Origin of the sequence: Roseibacillus ishigakijimensis (assembly GCF_016595415.1) — a bacterium.
Classification (GTDB): domain Bacteria; phylum Verrucomicrobiota; class Verrucomicrobiia; order Verrucomicrobiales; family Akkermansiaceae; genus Roseibacillus; species Roseibacillus ishigakijimensis.
Window position 1 is genome coordinate 57,471 of the sequence record NZ_JAENIO010000019.1, and the last position, 15,738, is coordinate 73,208.

Annotated in this window: 8 protein-coding genes; 5 read left to right on the forward strand and 3 right to left on the reverse strand. The window is 57.0% G+C overall.

Annotation, left to right across the window (positions count from 1 at the left end; all coding sequences use genetic code 11):
- Nucleotides 1-6: 6 nt before the first annotated feature.
- Complete coding sequence (locus tag JIN78_RS09040) at nt 7-1,500, forward strand: hypothetical protein (protein WP_200391638.1); 1,494 nt, start codon at nt 7-9, stop codon at nt 1,498-1,500.
- A complete protein-coding gene (locus JIN78_RS09045) occupies nt 1,500-2,384 on the forward strand; it encodes a DUF58 domain-containing protein (protein WP_200391639.1) in 885 nt (294 codons plus the stop codon). Before JIN78_RS09040 ends, JIN78_RS09045 begins: the two co-directional genes overlap by 1 nt.
- Before the next feature lie 131 nt (nt 2,385-2,515).
- Here JIN78_RS09045 and JIN78_RS09050 read toward each other — a convergent pair whose 3' ends face one another.
- Both JIN78_RS09050 and JIN78_RS09055 read right to left on the reverse strand, forming a co-directional pair.
- The gene (locus JIN78_RS09050) at nt 2,516-7,036 is read right to left on the reverse strand and encodes a hypothetical protein (protein WP_200391640.1); all 4,521 of its coding nucleotides are present in this window, start codon (nt 7,034-7,036) and stop codon (nt 2,516-2,518) included.
- 246 nt (nt 7,037-7,282) lie between these two features.
- Nucleotides 7,283-10,705: an outer membrane beta-barrel protein gene (locus tag JIN78_RS09055; RefSeq protein ID WP_200391641.1), complete on the reverse strand. Its 3,423-nt coding sequence runs from the start codon at nt 10,703-10,705 to the stop codon at nt 7,283-7,285.
- A 221-nt stretch (nt 10,706-10,926) separates the two neighbouring features.
- Here JIN78_RS09055 and JIN78_RS09060 point away from each other — a divergent pair, with 221 nt between their 5' ends.
- From JIN78_RS09060 to JIN78_RS09070, 3 genes are all read left to right on the forward strand, one after another.
- The gene (locus tag JIN78_RS09060; RefSeq protein ID WP_200391642.1) at nt 10,927-11,547 is read left to right on the forward strand and encodes a flavin reductase family protein; all 621 of its coding nucleotides are present in this window, start codon (nt 10,927-10,929) and stop codon (nt 11,545-11,547) included.
- Nucleotides 11,548-11,570: 23 nt separating this feature from the next.
- Nucleotides 11,571-12,755, forward strand: a complete 1,185-nt coding sequence (locus JIN78_RS09065) for a molybdopterin molybdotransferase MoeA (RefSeq protein WP_200391643.1) — start codon at nt 11,571-11,573, stop codon at nt 12,753-12,755.
- A gap of 149 nt (nt 12,756-12,904) precedes the next feature.
- A complete protein-coding gene (locus JIN78_RS09070) occupies nt 12,905-15,052 on the forward strand; it encodes a glycosyltransferase (protein WP_200391644.1) in 2,148 nt (715 codons plus the stop codon).
- 100 nt (nt 15,053-15,152) lie between these two features.
- On the opposite strand, the gene JIN78_RS09075 is transcribed toward JIN78_RS09070, so the two are convergent.
- Nucleotides 15,153-15,647: a hypothetical protein gene (locus tag JIN78_RS09075; RefSeq protein WP_200391645.1), complete on the reverse strand. Its 495-nt coding sequence runs from the start codon at nt 15,645-15,647 to the stop codon at nt 15,153-15,155.
- Nucleotides 15,648-15,738 lie beyond the last annotated feature (91 nt).

Sequence of the window (15,738 nt, forward strand, 5' to 3'; positions counted from 1 at the left end):
CACGCGATGCCCGAGGAATCCGCCCAATCCGCCCCGCCGCCACTCCCGCCCTCGCCCTGGCACAAGACCGGCGACTTCTCTGATCGACTCAGCCCCATGCTGGTCAAGGAGCTACGGCAAGGACTGCGCACCCACTCCTTCGTGGTCCTTTTCCTCGTCATGCAGGGCTTGCTCGCCTTCATCCTTCTCACCACAGCGGCTGCCGACACCAATGCGGGAGAGTTCATTTCGGCCCTCATCTTCTTTTTCTTCTCTCTTGCCGCCCTCGTGGTGCAGCCCTTGCGTGGTATTTCCGCCATATCCAGTGAGGTCAAGGCCGACACCATCGACCTGATGGCGCTCACCAAGCTCTCGGCCTGGCGAATCGTGATTGGCAAATGGAACGCCATCGTCAGCCAGACCGCCCTGCTGCTCTTTGCCATCGTGCCCTACTTGATCTTGCGCTATTTCTTCGGCGGGATGCAGCTCTTTGCGGAACTCCTCCTCCTCGGTAGCCTCTTCTTTCTCTCCACCGTCTTCACGGCTATCACGGTTGGCCTTTCAGCCTCCACCCTCGCCCTCGTACGGGCCCTGCCCTTACTGGGAGGGCTCTTCCTCGTTTTCCCCATCGGCGGCATCGCTTTTTCCGGACTCGACGAAGTGCTCGAAATGCTCACTCCCAGCGAAAAACACGAGTGGTTCGCTCTCGGGGCCTTCTACGCCATCGCCGCCTACGTCGGCTATTTTTTCCTCGAGCTGGCCACCACCGCCATCGCTCCCTCCGCCGAAAATCGCGCCACTCGCAAGCGCCTCGTCGCCCTCGTGATCCTCCCCACCGTTTTCATTTCCTGCCTTCAAGTGGACTGGAGCCTGGCCTGGGTCCTGAGCCTACTTCTCCTTCTCATGCTCACCCTCGACCTCTTCACCGAGCGGGCCGACTATCCCTCCATCGTGTTGCGACCCTTTCTCCACTTCGGCTACCCGGGCTCCTTGCTCGCCCGCTTCTTCGCTCCCGGCTGGGCCACCGGACAACTCTTCTTCGCGCTCCTCGTCGGCCTCTTGGTCGCCCTAGACTTCTTCCTGGCCAAACGTCCCCCCGAGCCCGACTTCTGGCCTGTGATAGGGGCTCTTCTCGGGATCGTTCTGCTTCCCCTTGCCCTCCTCAATATCTTCCACGCACGCTTGCCCAACCGGATGGCAATTTACCTCCTCCTCAGTATCACTCTCTGCGGCCTCTTCCCCCTCTTCGAAGTCTTGGACAATCTGAACGACTCGGGAACTCTCCTCAAAGTCTTCGCCTTCTTTCCGCACGTGCAATTGCTTCTCGTCGACGACTTCCGCGTCTTCAACCCTCTCACCGAAGGACAAAAACTGACCCTCACCTGGGCCTCCACCACCTGCTATTTTCTCCTCGCCCTCTTCTTTTCCCGGCACGCGCTCGCCAATCTATCCCGCTTGGAAAGAGAAGAACGCGAAGGCCGGAACCACTCGGCTGGAGAAGTGCACCCCCCCACGGACTGATGACTGCCGACGAACTCCGCCAAGCCCACGCCCGCGCCGCCGGCTGCGCCAACCGGCTGCGCCTGCCCCTGCGCCGCAAAGTCTGGCGCGGCGGCACGGGGGAATTCGCCGGCTCCGGCACCGGCTCCTCCCTGGACTTCCAGGACCACCGCCACTACGCCCCCGGCGACGACCCCCGCCACATCAACTGGCAAGCCTACGCGCGCACCGGCCAATACACCATGAAGCTCTACCGCGAGGAAGTGCGCCCCCTCGTGGACCTGCTCGTCGACGTCTCCCCTTCCATGTTCCTGGACGGCCCCAAGTCCGCCCGCACCGCCGAGCTGGTGGCCTTCTTCACCGAATCCTGCCAACGCGCAGGCGCGGAGCTAACCATCCATTTCCTCTCCGGCGCCGCCCACCGCCTCGTGCCCGGCGAGGCCGTCAGCCAACAAAAATGGTTCCCCCTCGCCCAGGAATTACAAGAAAAGGACCCCGCCGGGTCACTCAATCTCCACGCCGTGCCCCTCCGGCAAACCTCCTTCCGCGTCCTTATCTCCGACCTCCTCTTCCCCGGCGAACCGCAGCGCCTGCTCCATCCCCTCGCCGCCCGACAAGGCTCCCCCCTTCTCTTTGTCCCTTTTCTCCAAAGCGAGGCCCAACCCGACTGGGAAGGCAACTACGAGTTCATCGATGCCGAGCGAACCACTCGCCATCCCCACCGCATCGAGCCCCGGGTGCTGCAGAAATACCTCTCCGCCTATCAGCGTCACTTCACTCTCTGGAAAGAAGCAAGCCAACGCCAACAAGCCCTCCTCGCGCGCGTCCCCGCCGATCTCGACTTGGAAAAAGCTCTGTTCCACGAAGCGGTGCCCCTGCAAGCCCTCGAGCTCCTCAACGGCTAACCCGCAGCCATCGCTCCCAAGCGCCGTTCCTCCCCTCACGCTCTTTCTCCAAAAAAGAAGAGCCGCCCCCGACCAAAGGAGCGACTCTTGTGGATTACCTGCGGAAACAGATAAGAATTTATTCGGTCCGCTTACTCAGCTGACACCTGGAAGAAGTAGCGGGGAGTGTCCGCGCCGCCGGGAATATCCACGGTAACGGTCACTTCCGAACCTGTGCCCGCGATTCCAGTCTCAATCTCAGTCGGGAATCCGTTGAGATCCAGCGAACCGGTCACCTTGTAAGTCGCGTCTGCGGACGTGGTGAAGGTGATGTCAAAGGTTCCTGCCACCTCGCCCATGCCACAAGACACAATCTCGATGCCAGCCGCCTCATCACCCTTCACCACGACGGTGGCTTCGGGGGTGCTCAGCTCTTCAAAGCTGGGATTGAAGTAACCGTGATTGGACATGTAGGTCCAGGTGTGGGCCCAGTTAGAGGTCCCAAAGGCCCCCCGGTAATCGACCTCAGTGGGAGCGCCATCCAGGAGGGTGGTTCCCCAAGCCGGTCCAGCCAAGGCGGGACGCGGGTCAATAGCGGAAACTTCCCCATCGGTGCGGACCAGCAGGCTCAGCTGGGGATCCGTGCCCACGGCACTGTTTCCGGCTTGCGCCAGCAGAGTCGCGGCGTCGGCCGCGTTGTCCCCGGTCGTGGCACCTCCCACGAAGGCTCCGAAGACATTGTGCTGGAAGCAAAGATTCACCCCAACCTGATTGGCAGTCGTCTGATCATCCATGCGCACAGCGGCGCCACCGAAATCAGTGAAGATGGAGTTATGGAACTGACCAGCGAAGTTGTCCTTGAGGCGGAAACCATTGTTTCCGCTCGGGCCCTCTTCACCGCCCCCCACGTAGGTGACGTTATAGAACTGGGCACTGGTGAGGGGAGTGAGGGTTTTATCATCGCCATCACCTCCATCAGCCTCGGTCCCATTGTCGCTCAGCGTGCTTTGCACCGCAAAGAGGAACTGATGACGACCCTGATGACCTTGGTCGAGATCAAATGACTCATCTTGGTTGAAGAAGCTCACCAAGTGGGAAGTGTCGACCGTGCCGCCGAAGTATTCAAAGCCATCATCGGTATTGCCCACAACTTCCACAAAGCGAACCGTGGTTCCCGAACCAACTCCACCCATGGTCAGGCCATTGATCTCCTCGTTGACATCGAACTCAAAGCCCCCAAACTCGATGCGGACATATTCCAGAATTCCGGAATCGTCAGTCGGGGACGACCCCCCGTAAACGATGTCAGCGGAAGAGCCGGCCGGGAAGCCTTCAATCGAAGTCTCGCCCACATTGGCAGAACCGCTGGTGAAGTTGATGGGAGCGCTACCAAGCAGGATAACTCCACCCCATTCACCACCATCCACCGCCGGGTCGCCCGCAGTATCGACGACGAAATCATCGCCATCCACATCCACTCCATAACGGTATTCCGCCTCTGAAGCACTGGTGAAGATAATCGGATTATTCGCCGTTCCCTGAGCTTGGATACGACCAGCCCGGGTCACCACGACCGCGCCGACCTGTGCTCCGCTAGACCCAGCATCAGAGCCTGTTCCTGCAATGACAGTGCCGGGTTTGATGGTGAGAGTCACTTTGTTGCCACCCTCGCTCCAGCTACCACCATCGCCGTAAGAAGCATCCTTGACCGCTACCGCGCTATCGAGGAAGTAAATCTTGTCGACAAGGCCGTCGCCATTGGTATCGGAATCCCAAGTGGTGTCGGCAGTAATGTCACCGGCGACATGCTCGACCGTCACTTGACGATTGAATTGGTTGGGAATGAATGATTCGGCAAGATAGCCGTTCTCAGACATATAGGTCCACGTGCGAGCCCAGTTCTCATCGCCAAAGGCACCCCGATAGTTGGCGGCCCAGAGACCTCCTTGAGTGAGCGCGGAGCCGTAAGCCGGGCTAGTCAATGCCGGACGCGGGTCAACGGAAACAACATCACCTTCGCTGCCACGAACAAGCCCCAGAAGCTCGGGGTCTGTGTTGATAGCGGTGTTTCCAGATTGGGCAAGCAAGGCGTCACCCCCGGAGGCATTGTCCCCGGTCGCAGTCGCACCAAAGGAACCAAAGAGGTTGTTAGTGAAGTTAAGATTCACTCCCACCTGGTCCTCGGTCAGTTGGTCATCCATACGAATCACCGCCCCTTTGTAATCGGTGAAAATGGAATTATGGAACTGACCGGCAAAATTTTCCTTTAAGCGGAAAGCATTTCCAGCCGAACTCTCTTCGCCTCCACCGATGTAAGTGACGTTGTAAAACTTGGCCAAAGTAAAGGGCTCGAGACCCTTTTCATCGCCATCACCCCCATCCGCTTCTGTTCCATTGTCGCTCAGAGTGCTCTGCACTGCGAAAAGAAACTGATGAGTGCCCTGATGACCTTGGTCCAAGTCAAAGGACTCATCCTGGTTGAAGAAGCTCACCAAGTGAGAAGTATTCACGGTGCCGCCAAAGTATTCGAAGCCGTCATCCGTGTTACCAACCACCTCAATGTAACGAAGAGTGGTGCCAGAACCGACACCTCCCATGGTCAACCCGTTGATCTCTTCGTTGGAGTCGAACTCGAAGCCACCAAACTCGATCCGCACATACTCCATGATACCCGAGCTATCATCGGCAATCTCACCGCCAAAGACGATGTCCGCAGAGGAACCAGCGGGGAAACCTTCAATCGAAGTCTCACCAACATTGGTCGAACCACTGGTGAAGTTAATGGGAGCATTGCCGAGCAGAATGACGCCACCCCACTCACCTCCATCGAAGACAGGGTCATTAGGCACATCGACCACAAAATCGTCACCATCGACATCAACGCCATAGCGGTATTCCGCCTCAGAAGCACTGGTGAAGATGATGGGGCAGTTCTCCTCACCCCGGGCATCAATCATGCCGGAACGAGTCACCAACAAAGAGCCCACTTGGGCCCCGCTGGAACCTGCATCGGAGCCTGTCCCCGCAATCACGGTCCCTGGCTCGATGGTCAAAGTCACCTTCTCGCCCCCTGCAGTCCAGCCATCACCATAATCGGCAGTTTTTACGGCTACTGCGGAATCAAAGAAATAGATCTTGTCAACCACACCATCGTCATTGGTATCCGAGTCCCAAGTCGTATCCTCCGTGATGTCACCGGAGACTTTTTCCACAGTCACCGCCAGTGCAGCAAAAGTGTTGGAGAAGTAGCCGGCCTCATCCAGGAAGGTCCAGCCCGCCGCCCAGTTCTTAGCGCCGAAGGCACCTTTGAACTTGGCAGGCGCGGGCGCTCCGGGAGTGATGTCCCCCGCCCAAGCAGGACCGCTGAGAATGGGCCGAGGGTCAATCGAGCTCACCTCTCCGCCTTCACGCACCAAATCCGCGAATTGGGGAGAAGTGCCCAAGGGAGTATTCCCGGCCTGAGCCAACAAATCATCGCCCGCCGCGCTATTGTCTCCGGTGGAAGCACTGCCGATCTCACCAAAAATGTTATTCGTAAAGTTCATGTTCACCCCGACCTGGTTGGCCGTGGGCTGGTCGTCCACGCGAAAAGCCGCTCCCTTATATCCGGTGAAAATCGAGTTATGAAACTGACCACCGAAATTATCTTTGAGCCGGAAGATATGCCCGGAAGGCGTGGCGTCCGCACCACCTCCGACGAAAGTGGCATTGTAGACCTTGGTCAATGTCAAGGGCTCGGCCGTCTTGGTGTCACCATCACCACCATCAGCCTCCACTGCATTGTCACTAATGGTGCTTTGCACTGCAAAAAGAAACTGGTGGGTTCCCTGGTGACCTTGATCAAAGTCAAAAGACTCATCTTGGTTGAAAGCACTCACCAAGTGGCTGGTGCTCACCGTTCCTCCAAAGAACTCAAAACCATCGTCAGTATTGCCCAGCACTTCAACATAGCGCACGGTCGTACCGGAACCGACCCCTCCGAGAGTCAGACCATTAATCTCCTCATTCTCATCGAACTCGAAGCCACCGAACTCGATCCGAACGTATTCCAGAACACCTGAATTATCATCGGCAATATCACCACCGAAAACAATATCTGCCGAAGAACCAGCCGGAAAGCCTTCAATAGAAGTCTCACCCACATTACTGGAACCACTGGTAAAGTTAATCGGAGCATTACCCAAAACAATAACTCCACCCCACTCACCGCCATCGACCACCGGATCGAGCGGTTCGGAAACGGTGAATTCATCGCCATCGATATCACATGCGAACATCACCTCTGCCTGCGAAGCGCTAGTGAAGATGATAGGATCTTCTGCGGTTCCCTGCGCATGAATCATTCCCGACCGAGTAATGACCAGCGAGCCTACCTGTGCTCCACTCGTTCCCGCATCGGACCCGGTCCCCGCAATCACCGTGCCCGGCTCGATGGTCAGGGTCACCTTGGCATCTCCAGCCTCCCAGCTATCGCCATAGGCAGCGTCCTTGACGGACACCGAGGAATCAAGAAAGTAGACTTTGTCAACGACGCCATCGTTATTAGTGTCAGAGTCCCATACGGTATCGGTTGTGATATCCCCGGTCACCGTCTCGATCGTGATCTCGGAAGCGAAGACCGGAGCGGCCACCCCCGTAACCAAGAGAGTAATGAGTTTTGGATTTGTTCTCATAATGATATAAGTTGATTGATTTTTTTCGACGCCAGGGAAACTGGCATTCTCCCTGCTTGGGACCAAGTCTCGCAAAGCTCGTTCCTTGATCCTCCGGACGCAGCTCTTCTAGTTTGGAACCCTCCTCATCGCGAGGGGATTCGCAGGGCTTCATGTGACGTTTTCGTCAGATTTTCACCCCTACTCTCAAGCAGTCTCTCCCCGAACAGCTCCGGGGTTCTTTTCACCTTGCAATCCAGCTCTGCCTTAGAACTTGATGCTCATCGAGAGCGAGTATTCTCGTCCGGGATCGTATAGCTCATACGGCAAAATATCCAGATCGCCGTAAGTGTATTCCTCTTTGGAACCAAGAAGGTTCTTAATCTTGAAAGACACCTTTCCTTCGTAATCCTGCCACTCCCCTTGCCAGCTCTTGGCTAGAATCAAATCAAGAGAGTGAAAGGGCTGCCGCATGATGTTATCCGGCTGAGGGTTCAAAGCGGTGCTCCCCTCCGACGGGACAACCCGCGATAGATAAGAACCGGTAAAATTATAGGAAAGGCTACTGGTCAACCCCCAGGGTTCATAATCATGACTAAGCACCAGATTCACCAACCAATTGGGTTGTCCCTCCAGCCCCTCGGAAGTGATACCGATTTCTCCAAACCCCCGCGGGTTTCGGAAGACACTATCCTGCACATCAGAATAGATGTAACTCACGTTTCCGAACAAGCTGAACCCTTGCAGCAAATCTTTGGAAAAGTCAATTTCCACCCCTGAAAGCTTGGCCGACTCAAAGTTTGCCCAAGTAATCTGACCACTCGCAAAGGGATCCTCAATCTGGACAATCGGATTGGTCAAACTTTTGTGAAAAAGACTCGCCGAAATACTATCTCCATTTCTCGGGTCGCGATAACTGAGCCGGAAATCCGTATTGGTCGCTTCCGTGTCTTCCAGATTCGGATTTCCTGCAAAAGTTCGGTCGTTGGCCTGATCCAGAGTGAAGGCGTCCACATATTCGTAGAAAGTCGGCCGGGCTACCGTTCGCGACCATGCCAAGTCCATCCCAAACTGATTCTCGCTACCAAAAGCACGGCTAAAAATCACTCCCGGGAAAAAATTGACCGCCGATTGATCCACCGATTCACCATTCTGGGTCAGGAACCCTTTTTCTTCCCGTTCATAACGCACACCACCGAGTAGCTCCCATTCCCGGTAGGCTAGATCGCCCATCAGATAACCCGAATAAATGCGACTATAAGCAGAGTAGGTCAACTGCGTGTTACCCGTAGCCTCGCCCACAATCCAGCCCTCTGATTGCCCTTCAATCGAGCCGTCAACCGGCGGAGTGCCATTCATCAGATCATCCATCTCATCCTTCTGCGCATCAAGGTCGCCGACCAAATCGTTAAGCAGCCGATCTCCCATGGTGAAGCTCAGTCGGCGAGCAGTGGTGTCCCGCGTGCGATTGAATCGAGCCAACCCAAACCGCAAGTCCAAATGATTGTCCTCGTCGGTCTGCTCCCACAAGGAAAGAGTGGTATCAATTTTAACCTCTTGGGAATCATCCTGTGTCCGGCTACCCAAATAAAAACTGCTGGGAGCATTTTGCGTATTGGAAGGATTGACCGGAACCACTTGCGAATTTCCATTTCCATCAACGAGATTATAAAATCTCTGGCTGACACCGACCGGTCGGGCTTCCTGGGCAATCCCACCCCCAATAAACCAATTGAATTTCAACCCTCTCCCTCCATCTCGAAAATCATGCCCCCCGCGCGTCTGCCAAATCTCCAAGTCCCGAAATACCACATCCATAGTATCCCAATTATCGTAAACCTGATAGGTCTCGCCTCCAATCGTTTCCAAGTTGTTGCCCGTGATCACACCCAACTGCGAGGCCCCACTATCATCCTGCCGAAGTTGCTCTGAGTTCAGTGTCACCGAGGCATCTTCGCTACGGTATTTGAAGTAGACTGCACTGAGGTTATGATCGTCGCCCATCTCCAAGGTTCCCCCTAGCAAAAGCCCCCAGTTGAGTGAGTCGGTATAAATTTGCGCTTCTCGGTAAAGATCGGTCCCCAAACCAACGAAAGAGCCCGAGGCATTGACCGCAGTGGAGGTGAAGCGACCGGGCAAAGCCAAAGCAGCATTGCCCGGACTCAGGGTGACGGAGGAGAACTCCGCCCGCTGGTTTTCTTCGAAACGCGATTCGGTCTCATGAGTGAAACTACCGACCACCCCAAAGTTCCAACCATTATTAAGCTCGAACTTATCACCAAAGACGATGGACAAGGAGCGGTCCCATTCTGGATCACTCCCTTTGTCGGCGAAGATAGGTGCCTCCTGATAGAAAAAGCTCCGAGCGTCGATAGCCAGCTGCTGTAGGACAGGGTTGCGCCGACTTCCTACCAGATTCGCGCTATCAAGAATGCTGTGATTTACCAACTCATCGTTGTTATCTGCAAAGAATGTCTCTTTGCGACCGGGGATGGAGTAAAAACCACCTTCCCCATGAGTCTCACTATGTGTCCCTGTTCCAACACTTACTTCGAACACTCTCTCGTCTGGCAGCCGAAGGGTCTCTACCGCAATGAGCCCCCCGACGAACTCCGCTGGCAGGTCGGGCGCAAACGTCTTGTAAATGTTGACATTTTCCAACAAATCAGTGGGAAAGAGATCCAATTGAACAGCTTTCCGGGACGGATCAGCGCTCGGGACAATTCCTCCATTGAGGGTGGTGTTGGTGTAACGATCGCCCAAGCCCCGCACGACCGCATACTTCCCGCCGACGATATTGGCTCCAGACACCTTGGTGACCGCTCCGGCAGCATCGCTCACCCCGGTTTTGGCAAACTCTGCCTTTCCCAAACTCCCCCCCAACACCTTCGATTCCGTTTCAATTTCAAACTGAATCTCCTGCTTATCCTCTTCCACATACTCTCCCACAATCTCCACCTCGTCCATTTCGTATTCCTCATCGACGAGTTCAACCGGCTGTTCTTCGAGGGCTTGACTGACGGTGGTGGATTCTCCCTCCTTGAGAATGATCGTCCGGGTGGCGACTTTGTAACCCAACTTGTTGAACTGCATCTCGAATTCCCCCGCCGGGAGATCGGCAAGGGCGAATTTGCCCTCTTGATCCGCCCGGGTGATCCGATCCAACAGTTCAATTCGCACCACCACACCGGGCAATCCCTCGCCGCTTGGACCAAAGACCTCCCCTTGGATGATGCCCGTCCCTTCCAAATCATCCAGCAATTGATTGCCCCCGGCAGCTTCGGATTCTTCCGCCTCTGCTTCCGGCAAAGCCAATTCCTCACCTTCCCCGATGGCCTCATCCTCTGATTTCTCTAGACCGGCATCCGGAGGGACCTCGGCTGTGCCAGCGGGATTTTCTTCGTCCTCATCCTCGGCCTGCCCGCCTTCCGCTGGGGCAGCCGGGCTCTCTTCTCCCGAGACAGGCTCCGACCCGGCGGCCTCCTCACTTGCGGCTTTTTCCTCTTCCCCCCTCTCCTCGCGGTCGGCAGCTTCCTCCTCGCTTTCGTCCCCGGCGATGAGTTCCGCCACCTCTTGCTGAAACTGTTCGTTCCGTTCTCCCGCGGGTTCGGTCACCTCTTTCTCTTCCTGCGCGACGACGGCAGCAGCAATGGCGCACTCAAGGAAAATCAGTCCCAACAAAGGGCTCATCTTTCCTCCCCAAAAGGACGAGGGGGTCGCAGGAGAATCGTGCTCGCTTCCGCATTTCGAGTGTTGCCGCATAAAATGGTGGGGATAGAAAACGAGGTCCGACAAAAACACGCGCCTCCTTAGGTGACATTATTGTCACGCAAAACCTCCTTGCCGTCCCCCGCCCACGGCACACTCGAAGCAGGGTAGACAGACCGAGGGCAGGAGGTATTCTGCCGGGCATGGAAATCGATTTTTCCCAAGTGAATCCGTCCCAGCGATACAAGCTCTTGGCCTCGTTGGTCACCCCCCGCCCGATCGCCTGGGTCACCACCAGAGATGACCTGGGACGGGTGAATGCGGCACCCTTTTCTTTCTTCAACGTCTTTGGATCCGATCCGGCTTTAGTCGCCTTCGCGCCCGGCAATAAAGGCAAAGCCCAGGCGGGAGAGCCCGCAATCGCCAAAGACACCGCCCGCAACATCCGTGAAAACGGAGAATTCATCATCCATCTGGTTCCCGAAGAATTGGCGCAGGCCATGGTGCAAACCGCCGCGTCCCTACCCGCCGGGGTGGATGAGGTGCAGGCGGCAGGCCTCAGCACCACCGCAGCCCGGACCTTGCAAGTGCCCCGCATCGCGGAAGCACCGGTCGCCCTCGAATGCCGTGAGCACCAGACCATCGAGATTGGCCGCAACCGACTGGTCATCGGGGTCGTCAACCACGTCTTCGTCCGCGACGGTTTGGTCGAGGAAGAAACCTTCCACCTCCGGCAGAAAGACTGGACGCCGGTCGGGCGCATGGCTTCCCCGGATTGGTATTGCCGGAGTCAAGACTTGTTCGAAATGCCCCGCCCGGCCTAATTTCCTCCTTCCCTTCTCCTCTCATGGACTCCCTGATTAGCCCGGCAGAGGCTGACGAAATCATCGCCGCCAGCCTACAAGCTCTCCCTGCCGAGCCCGTCTACTTTCTGGACGCCCTAGCGCGCACCCTGCGGGAAACCCTCTGCGCGGACCGGGACTTCCCACCCTTCGATCGGGTGACCATGGACGGCATCGCCTGCCGTTCGCTCGATCTCACCCTCCCCGCCCTCACCCTCCAGGGCCTTCACCCGGCGGGCGATCCGGCCCCCGCCGCGCTCCTACCGGGGCATTGCTGGCAAGTCATGACCGGGGCGGTCCTCCCCAGCGACTGCGATACGATTGTTCCCGTAGAAGAACTGCACCTCAGGGAAAAAAGGGTCTCTCTGAGAAAAGATGCGGAGCCGCAGGCCGGCCAATTCATCCATCGGCAGGGCTCTGATTGCGTGGCGGGCTGTGAACTCCTGCAAGCTGGCACCACCATCGCTCCCGCCCATCTGGGCCTGGCCGCCACTATTGGAAAAACCGAGCTCCTGGTGACCCGCCAACCCCGCATCACCCTTCTCACCACGGGCGACGAGCTCATCCCTCCCTCGGAAAAACCGGCCCCACATCAACTGCGGCAATCCAATGGCCCCGTCCTGCTGGGAGCGCTTCAGGCCTTTACGCGAGATTGCCAGCACCTTCACCTCAGCGACGATTTGGGCGCCACCCGTCTGGCGCTGGAGGAAGCAATTGCGGCCAGTGATCTGGTTCTACTGAGCGGAGGGATTTCGAAGGGCAAAAAAGATTACGTGCGCCCGGCCCTGCAAGAGCTGGTCGGCCCTCCCGCTTTTCACGGCATCGCCCAACGGCCCGGAAAACCCCTCGCTTACTGGTCTCCTCGTAGCGAAAGCCCGCCAATCTTCGCCCTGCCCGGCAATCCGAATTCCACCTTGACCACTTTCCTCCGCTACGTGCGCCCCGCTCTCTCGCTCTTGGCGGGCAGCCTCCCGGCGCAAGGCCCCCTCCTTCCCTTGCGGGAGCCACTGACCCCTCATGATCGGCTCACCCTCTTTCTCCCGGCCTCCATCCAGCCCGATGGTCGCCTCCTCGTGATCAAGCCCCAGAACTCGGGAGACTTTGCGAGCACCCTGAATGCGAGCGGGTTTGTCGAAGTTCCTCCCGGCCCGGACCTCATCCAGCAGGCCCTCTATCACGCCAATTTCTAAGGAAGTCCCCAGCCCCGCGAAGCGAACTCTCCCCTCCTCGCCCGAATTGGCTACCGATCCCGCCCTTGTCCTCCTTGAATTTCTTTTTTGTAAGAAAACACACTCGCTCAAGGTTGGACCTAGAGGTGAAATTCAGAGAAAATCGCTCCGTGTCATTGTCCATCCATGGTCGCTGGTTCCGCCACAAAGGGCGGGAGACCTTTCTCCGCGTTGTCACCTACGGCCCATTTCCTCCAAAAAGTCAGCTCAAGGACACCGAGGAGCTGGCCCGCATCGCGGGGGCGGGCTTCAACGCAGTGCGACTTTATGAGGCTCCGACCCGGGAATTCCTCGACCTCGCGACCCGCCATCGGCTGCTCGTGATCGTGACTCTGCCCTGGCATTGGGACAGCCTTTTCACCGAAAATGACGAAACTCTGCGCCTCGCCCGACAGCAGTGGAGTCTTTTCCTGAGACGGCAGGGAGACCATCCGGCACTGGCCGCCTGCCTGATAGCCAACGAGATTCGGCCCGATTTGGCTCGCTTCATGGGCCCGCGGCGAGTGCGGGCGGCCTTGGAAGAGCTCATCGACCACTGTCGTGCCATCGCTCCTCACCTCCTCTATGCCTACGCCAACTTCCCCACCACTGAATATCTCGAACCCCGCAATGCCGACTTCACCGCTTTCAATATCTACCTGGAAGAAGAAGACTCCCTCGAAAGATATCTGCAAAGATTACACAATATTGCCGGCGACCGCCCTCTCCTCCTGACCGAATTCGGTCTGAATACCCAGGGGGCTCACCCGGGAGAAGAGGAGAAACAAGAAGACCGGCAGCGGGAACTCCTCCTTGCGGCTTACCGGCTGGCCCGAGAAGAAGCCTGTGCCGGCTTCACCGTCTACGCGTGGAGCGACCAGTGGTTCAACAATCAGCAAGTCATTACCGACTGGTCATTCGGATTGACCCGCCGCGACGGCAGCGCCAAACCCGCACTTGCCGCGCTGACCCAAGCCTTCTCCAAGCAAGCTCCTCCGCCCTCGCCGCCCCCCTTTTTATTCAGCATCGCCATCTGCACCCGCAACGGAGGTCATCGCTTGCGCGAGAACCTCCCGCACTTTGAAAATCTGAGCGACGAAAACTTCGAACTCCTCATCGTCGACGATGGCTCCACCGACGATACCTTTCTCACTGCCAACACCTTCTTAAAAAACAGCAAACTCGCCAGCAGAGTCCTCGCCCAAGCCCCATCCGGCCTCTCAGCCGCTCGCAATCTGGCCGCTAGGGAAGCCCGCGGCGAGTGGATTGTTTACATCGATGACGACGCCCGCCCCCACCCCCAATGGCTTCACTACCTGCGCCAAGCCATCGCGCGCAATCCCGCCGCCCGCGCCGCCGGAGGCCCCAATCTGCCACCCCCTCCCCGGGGATGGCAAAACGCCATCGTCACCGCCTGTCTGGGCAATGTTTCCCACATTCTCTTCACCGACACCACCGCCGAGCACCTTCCAGGGTGTAATCTCGCCCTCCATCGCAAGACCTTGCTCGAACTCGGAGGATTCGATGAACAGTTTCATGCCGCCGGCGATGATGTCGATATCTGCTGGAGACTGTTAGATAACTCTTTCCAATTAGCCTTCCACCCCGGAGCTTGTGTTTTTCATGACAGACGGGCAACCTTTGCGGGCTTCCTCCGCCAGCAGCGTGGTTACGGCGAAGCCGAAGGCCTTCTTTATCAGAAACACCCGGAACGCTTCGGAGTGGCTGGTATCCGCTGGGAAGGATTCATCTACTCGGGTGCCCCCCTCACCGTCGCTTCTGGTGCCATCATCTATCACGGCCCCATGGGAGAGGCCCCTTATCAAATGCTGGCCCTTCGCCAGCAACCACTGCGCCCCTTGCCCGGCAGCTACAACTGCTCCCTCAACCGATTCACGGTGCGCATCCTGGAGCAACTGGCCCAATTGCAGCGAAAACAAACACGCAAGCGCTTTCGAGGCCCCAATGCGCAATGGCGCCCCGCTGGAGAAGCCGATGACAAGGGAGAACTCACCACCCGGCGGGATTTCTCTCTCCCCAGTGGAGCCACCCGGGAGTCTCTCTTACACCGTCTGCAGGAAGAAGGCTGGACGATTTCGCATGATACCAGTCATGCCGACCTCGAACGAGGTCCTTACCGTCTCCTCCTCGCAGTCACTCCTGGCCGCCGAGACTATCACCAGCTGCATCTCCGTCTCCTCCACCCCCCCGTTCCAGTGGACGAGATCCTCGCCCAACTCACGGCAAGCCTAGAGAAACCTCTGCAAAAAAACCTCTGATAGGAGCCCCTGCTACCCCCTCTGGTTCCCGACCTGAAACCAGTTGCCAACACATCAAGATTCACAACTTCCTAACAGCCAACTTTATTTAAGAGACACCCTAATTTTCTTTGCTTTCGAAAAATGACTCCCATTGGCGGGCGGCATCAGGCTCATTCAGTCGCTTCAACTCTAAAATAAAGCCATCGCTTACATATTTACGAAGGTCCTCGTTTTCGATTTCAAGCAGAAAATGAGATGCCATCTTGATGTCAATCGCACTCAGCTCCTTAACGACTTGCGAAGCGCACTCCCTGACCAAGTCAGGTCGTCTTTCCTCTAATTCGAGAACGAATCGACTGGCGACACTCAAATCGCTTCTGGCAAGCTCAGTTAACGCCTCCGATATCACGGTCGAACTGACATTGATGCTCTCAAATTGTTCGATTTGACTCCAAGGTGATATGGCGTCGTTTTTCCAATATTCTGTTAAACAGGCTGCCGCTAGTCGCTCATCCTGCGAGACCAATTCTCCAACCTTTTCAACAAGGTATTCATCTCCGTGAATGAAAAAGCTTTTTGCCAATTCACGTCTCATTTCCTCCTGCACGCCCATTCGCGTCAACTTAGGAGTTCGATCCAAGTGTCTTCAAGGGGGCGGCGTTCTTTGCGGGTTTCGGTGGTGACGTGGCGGTGGTCAGGTTGAT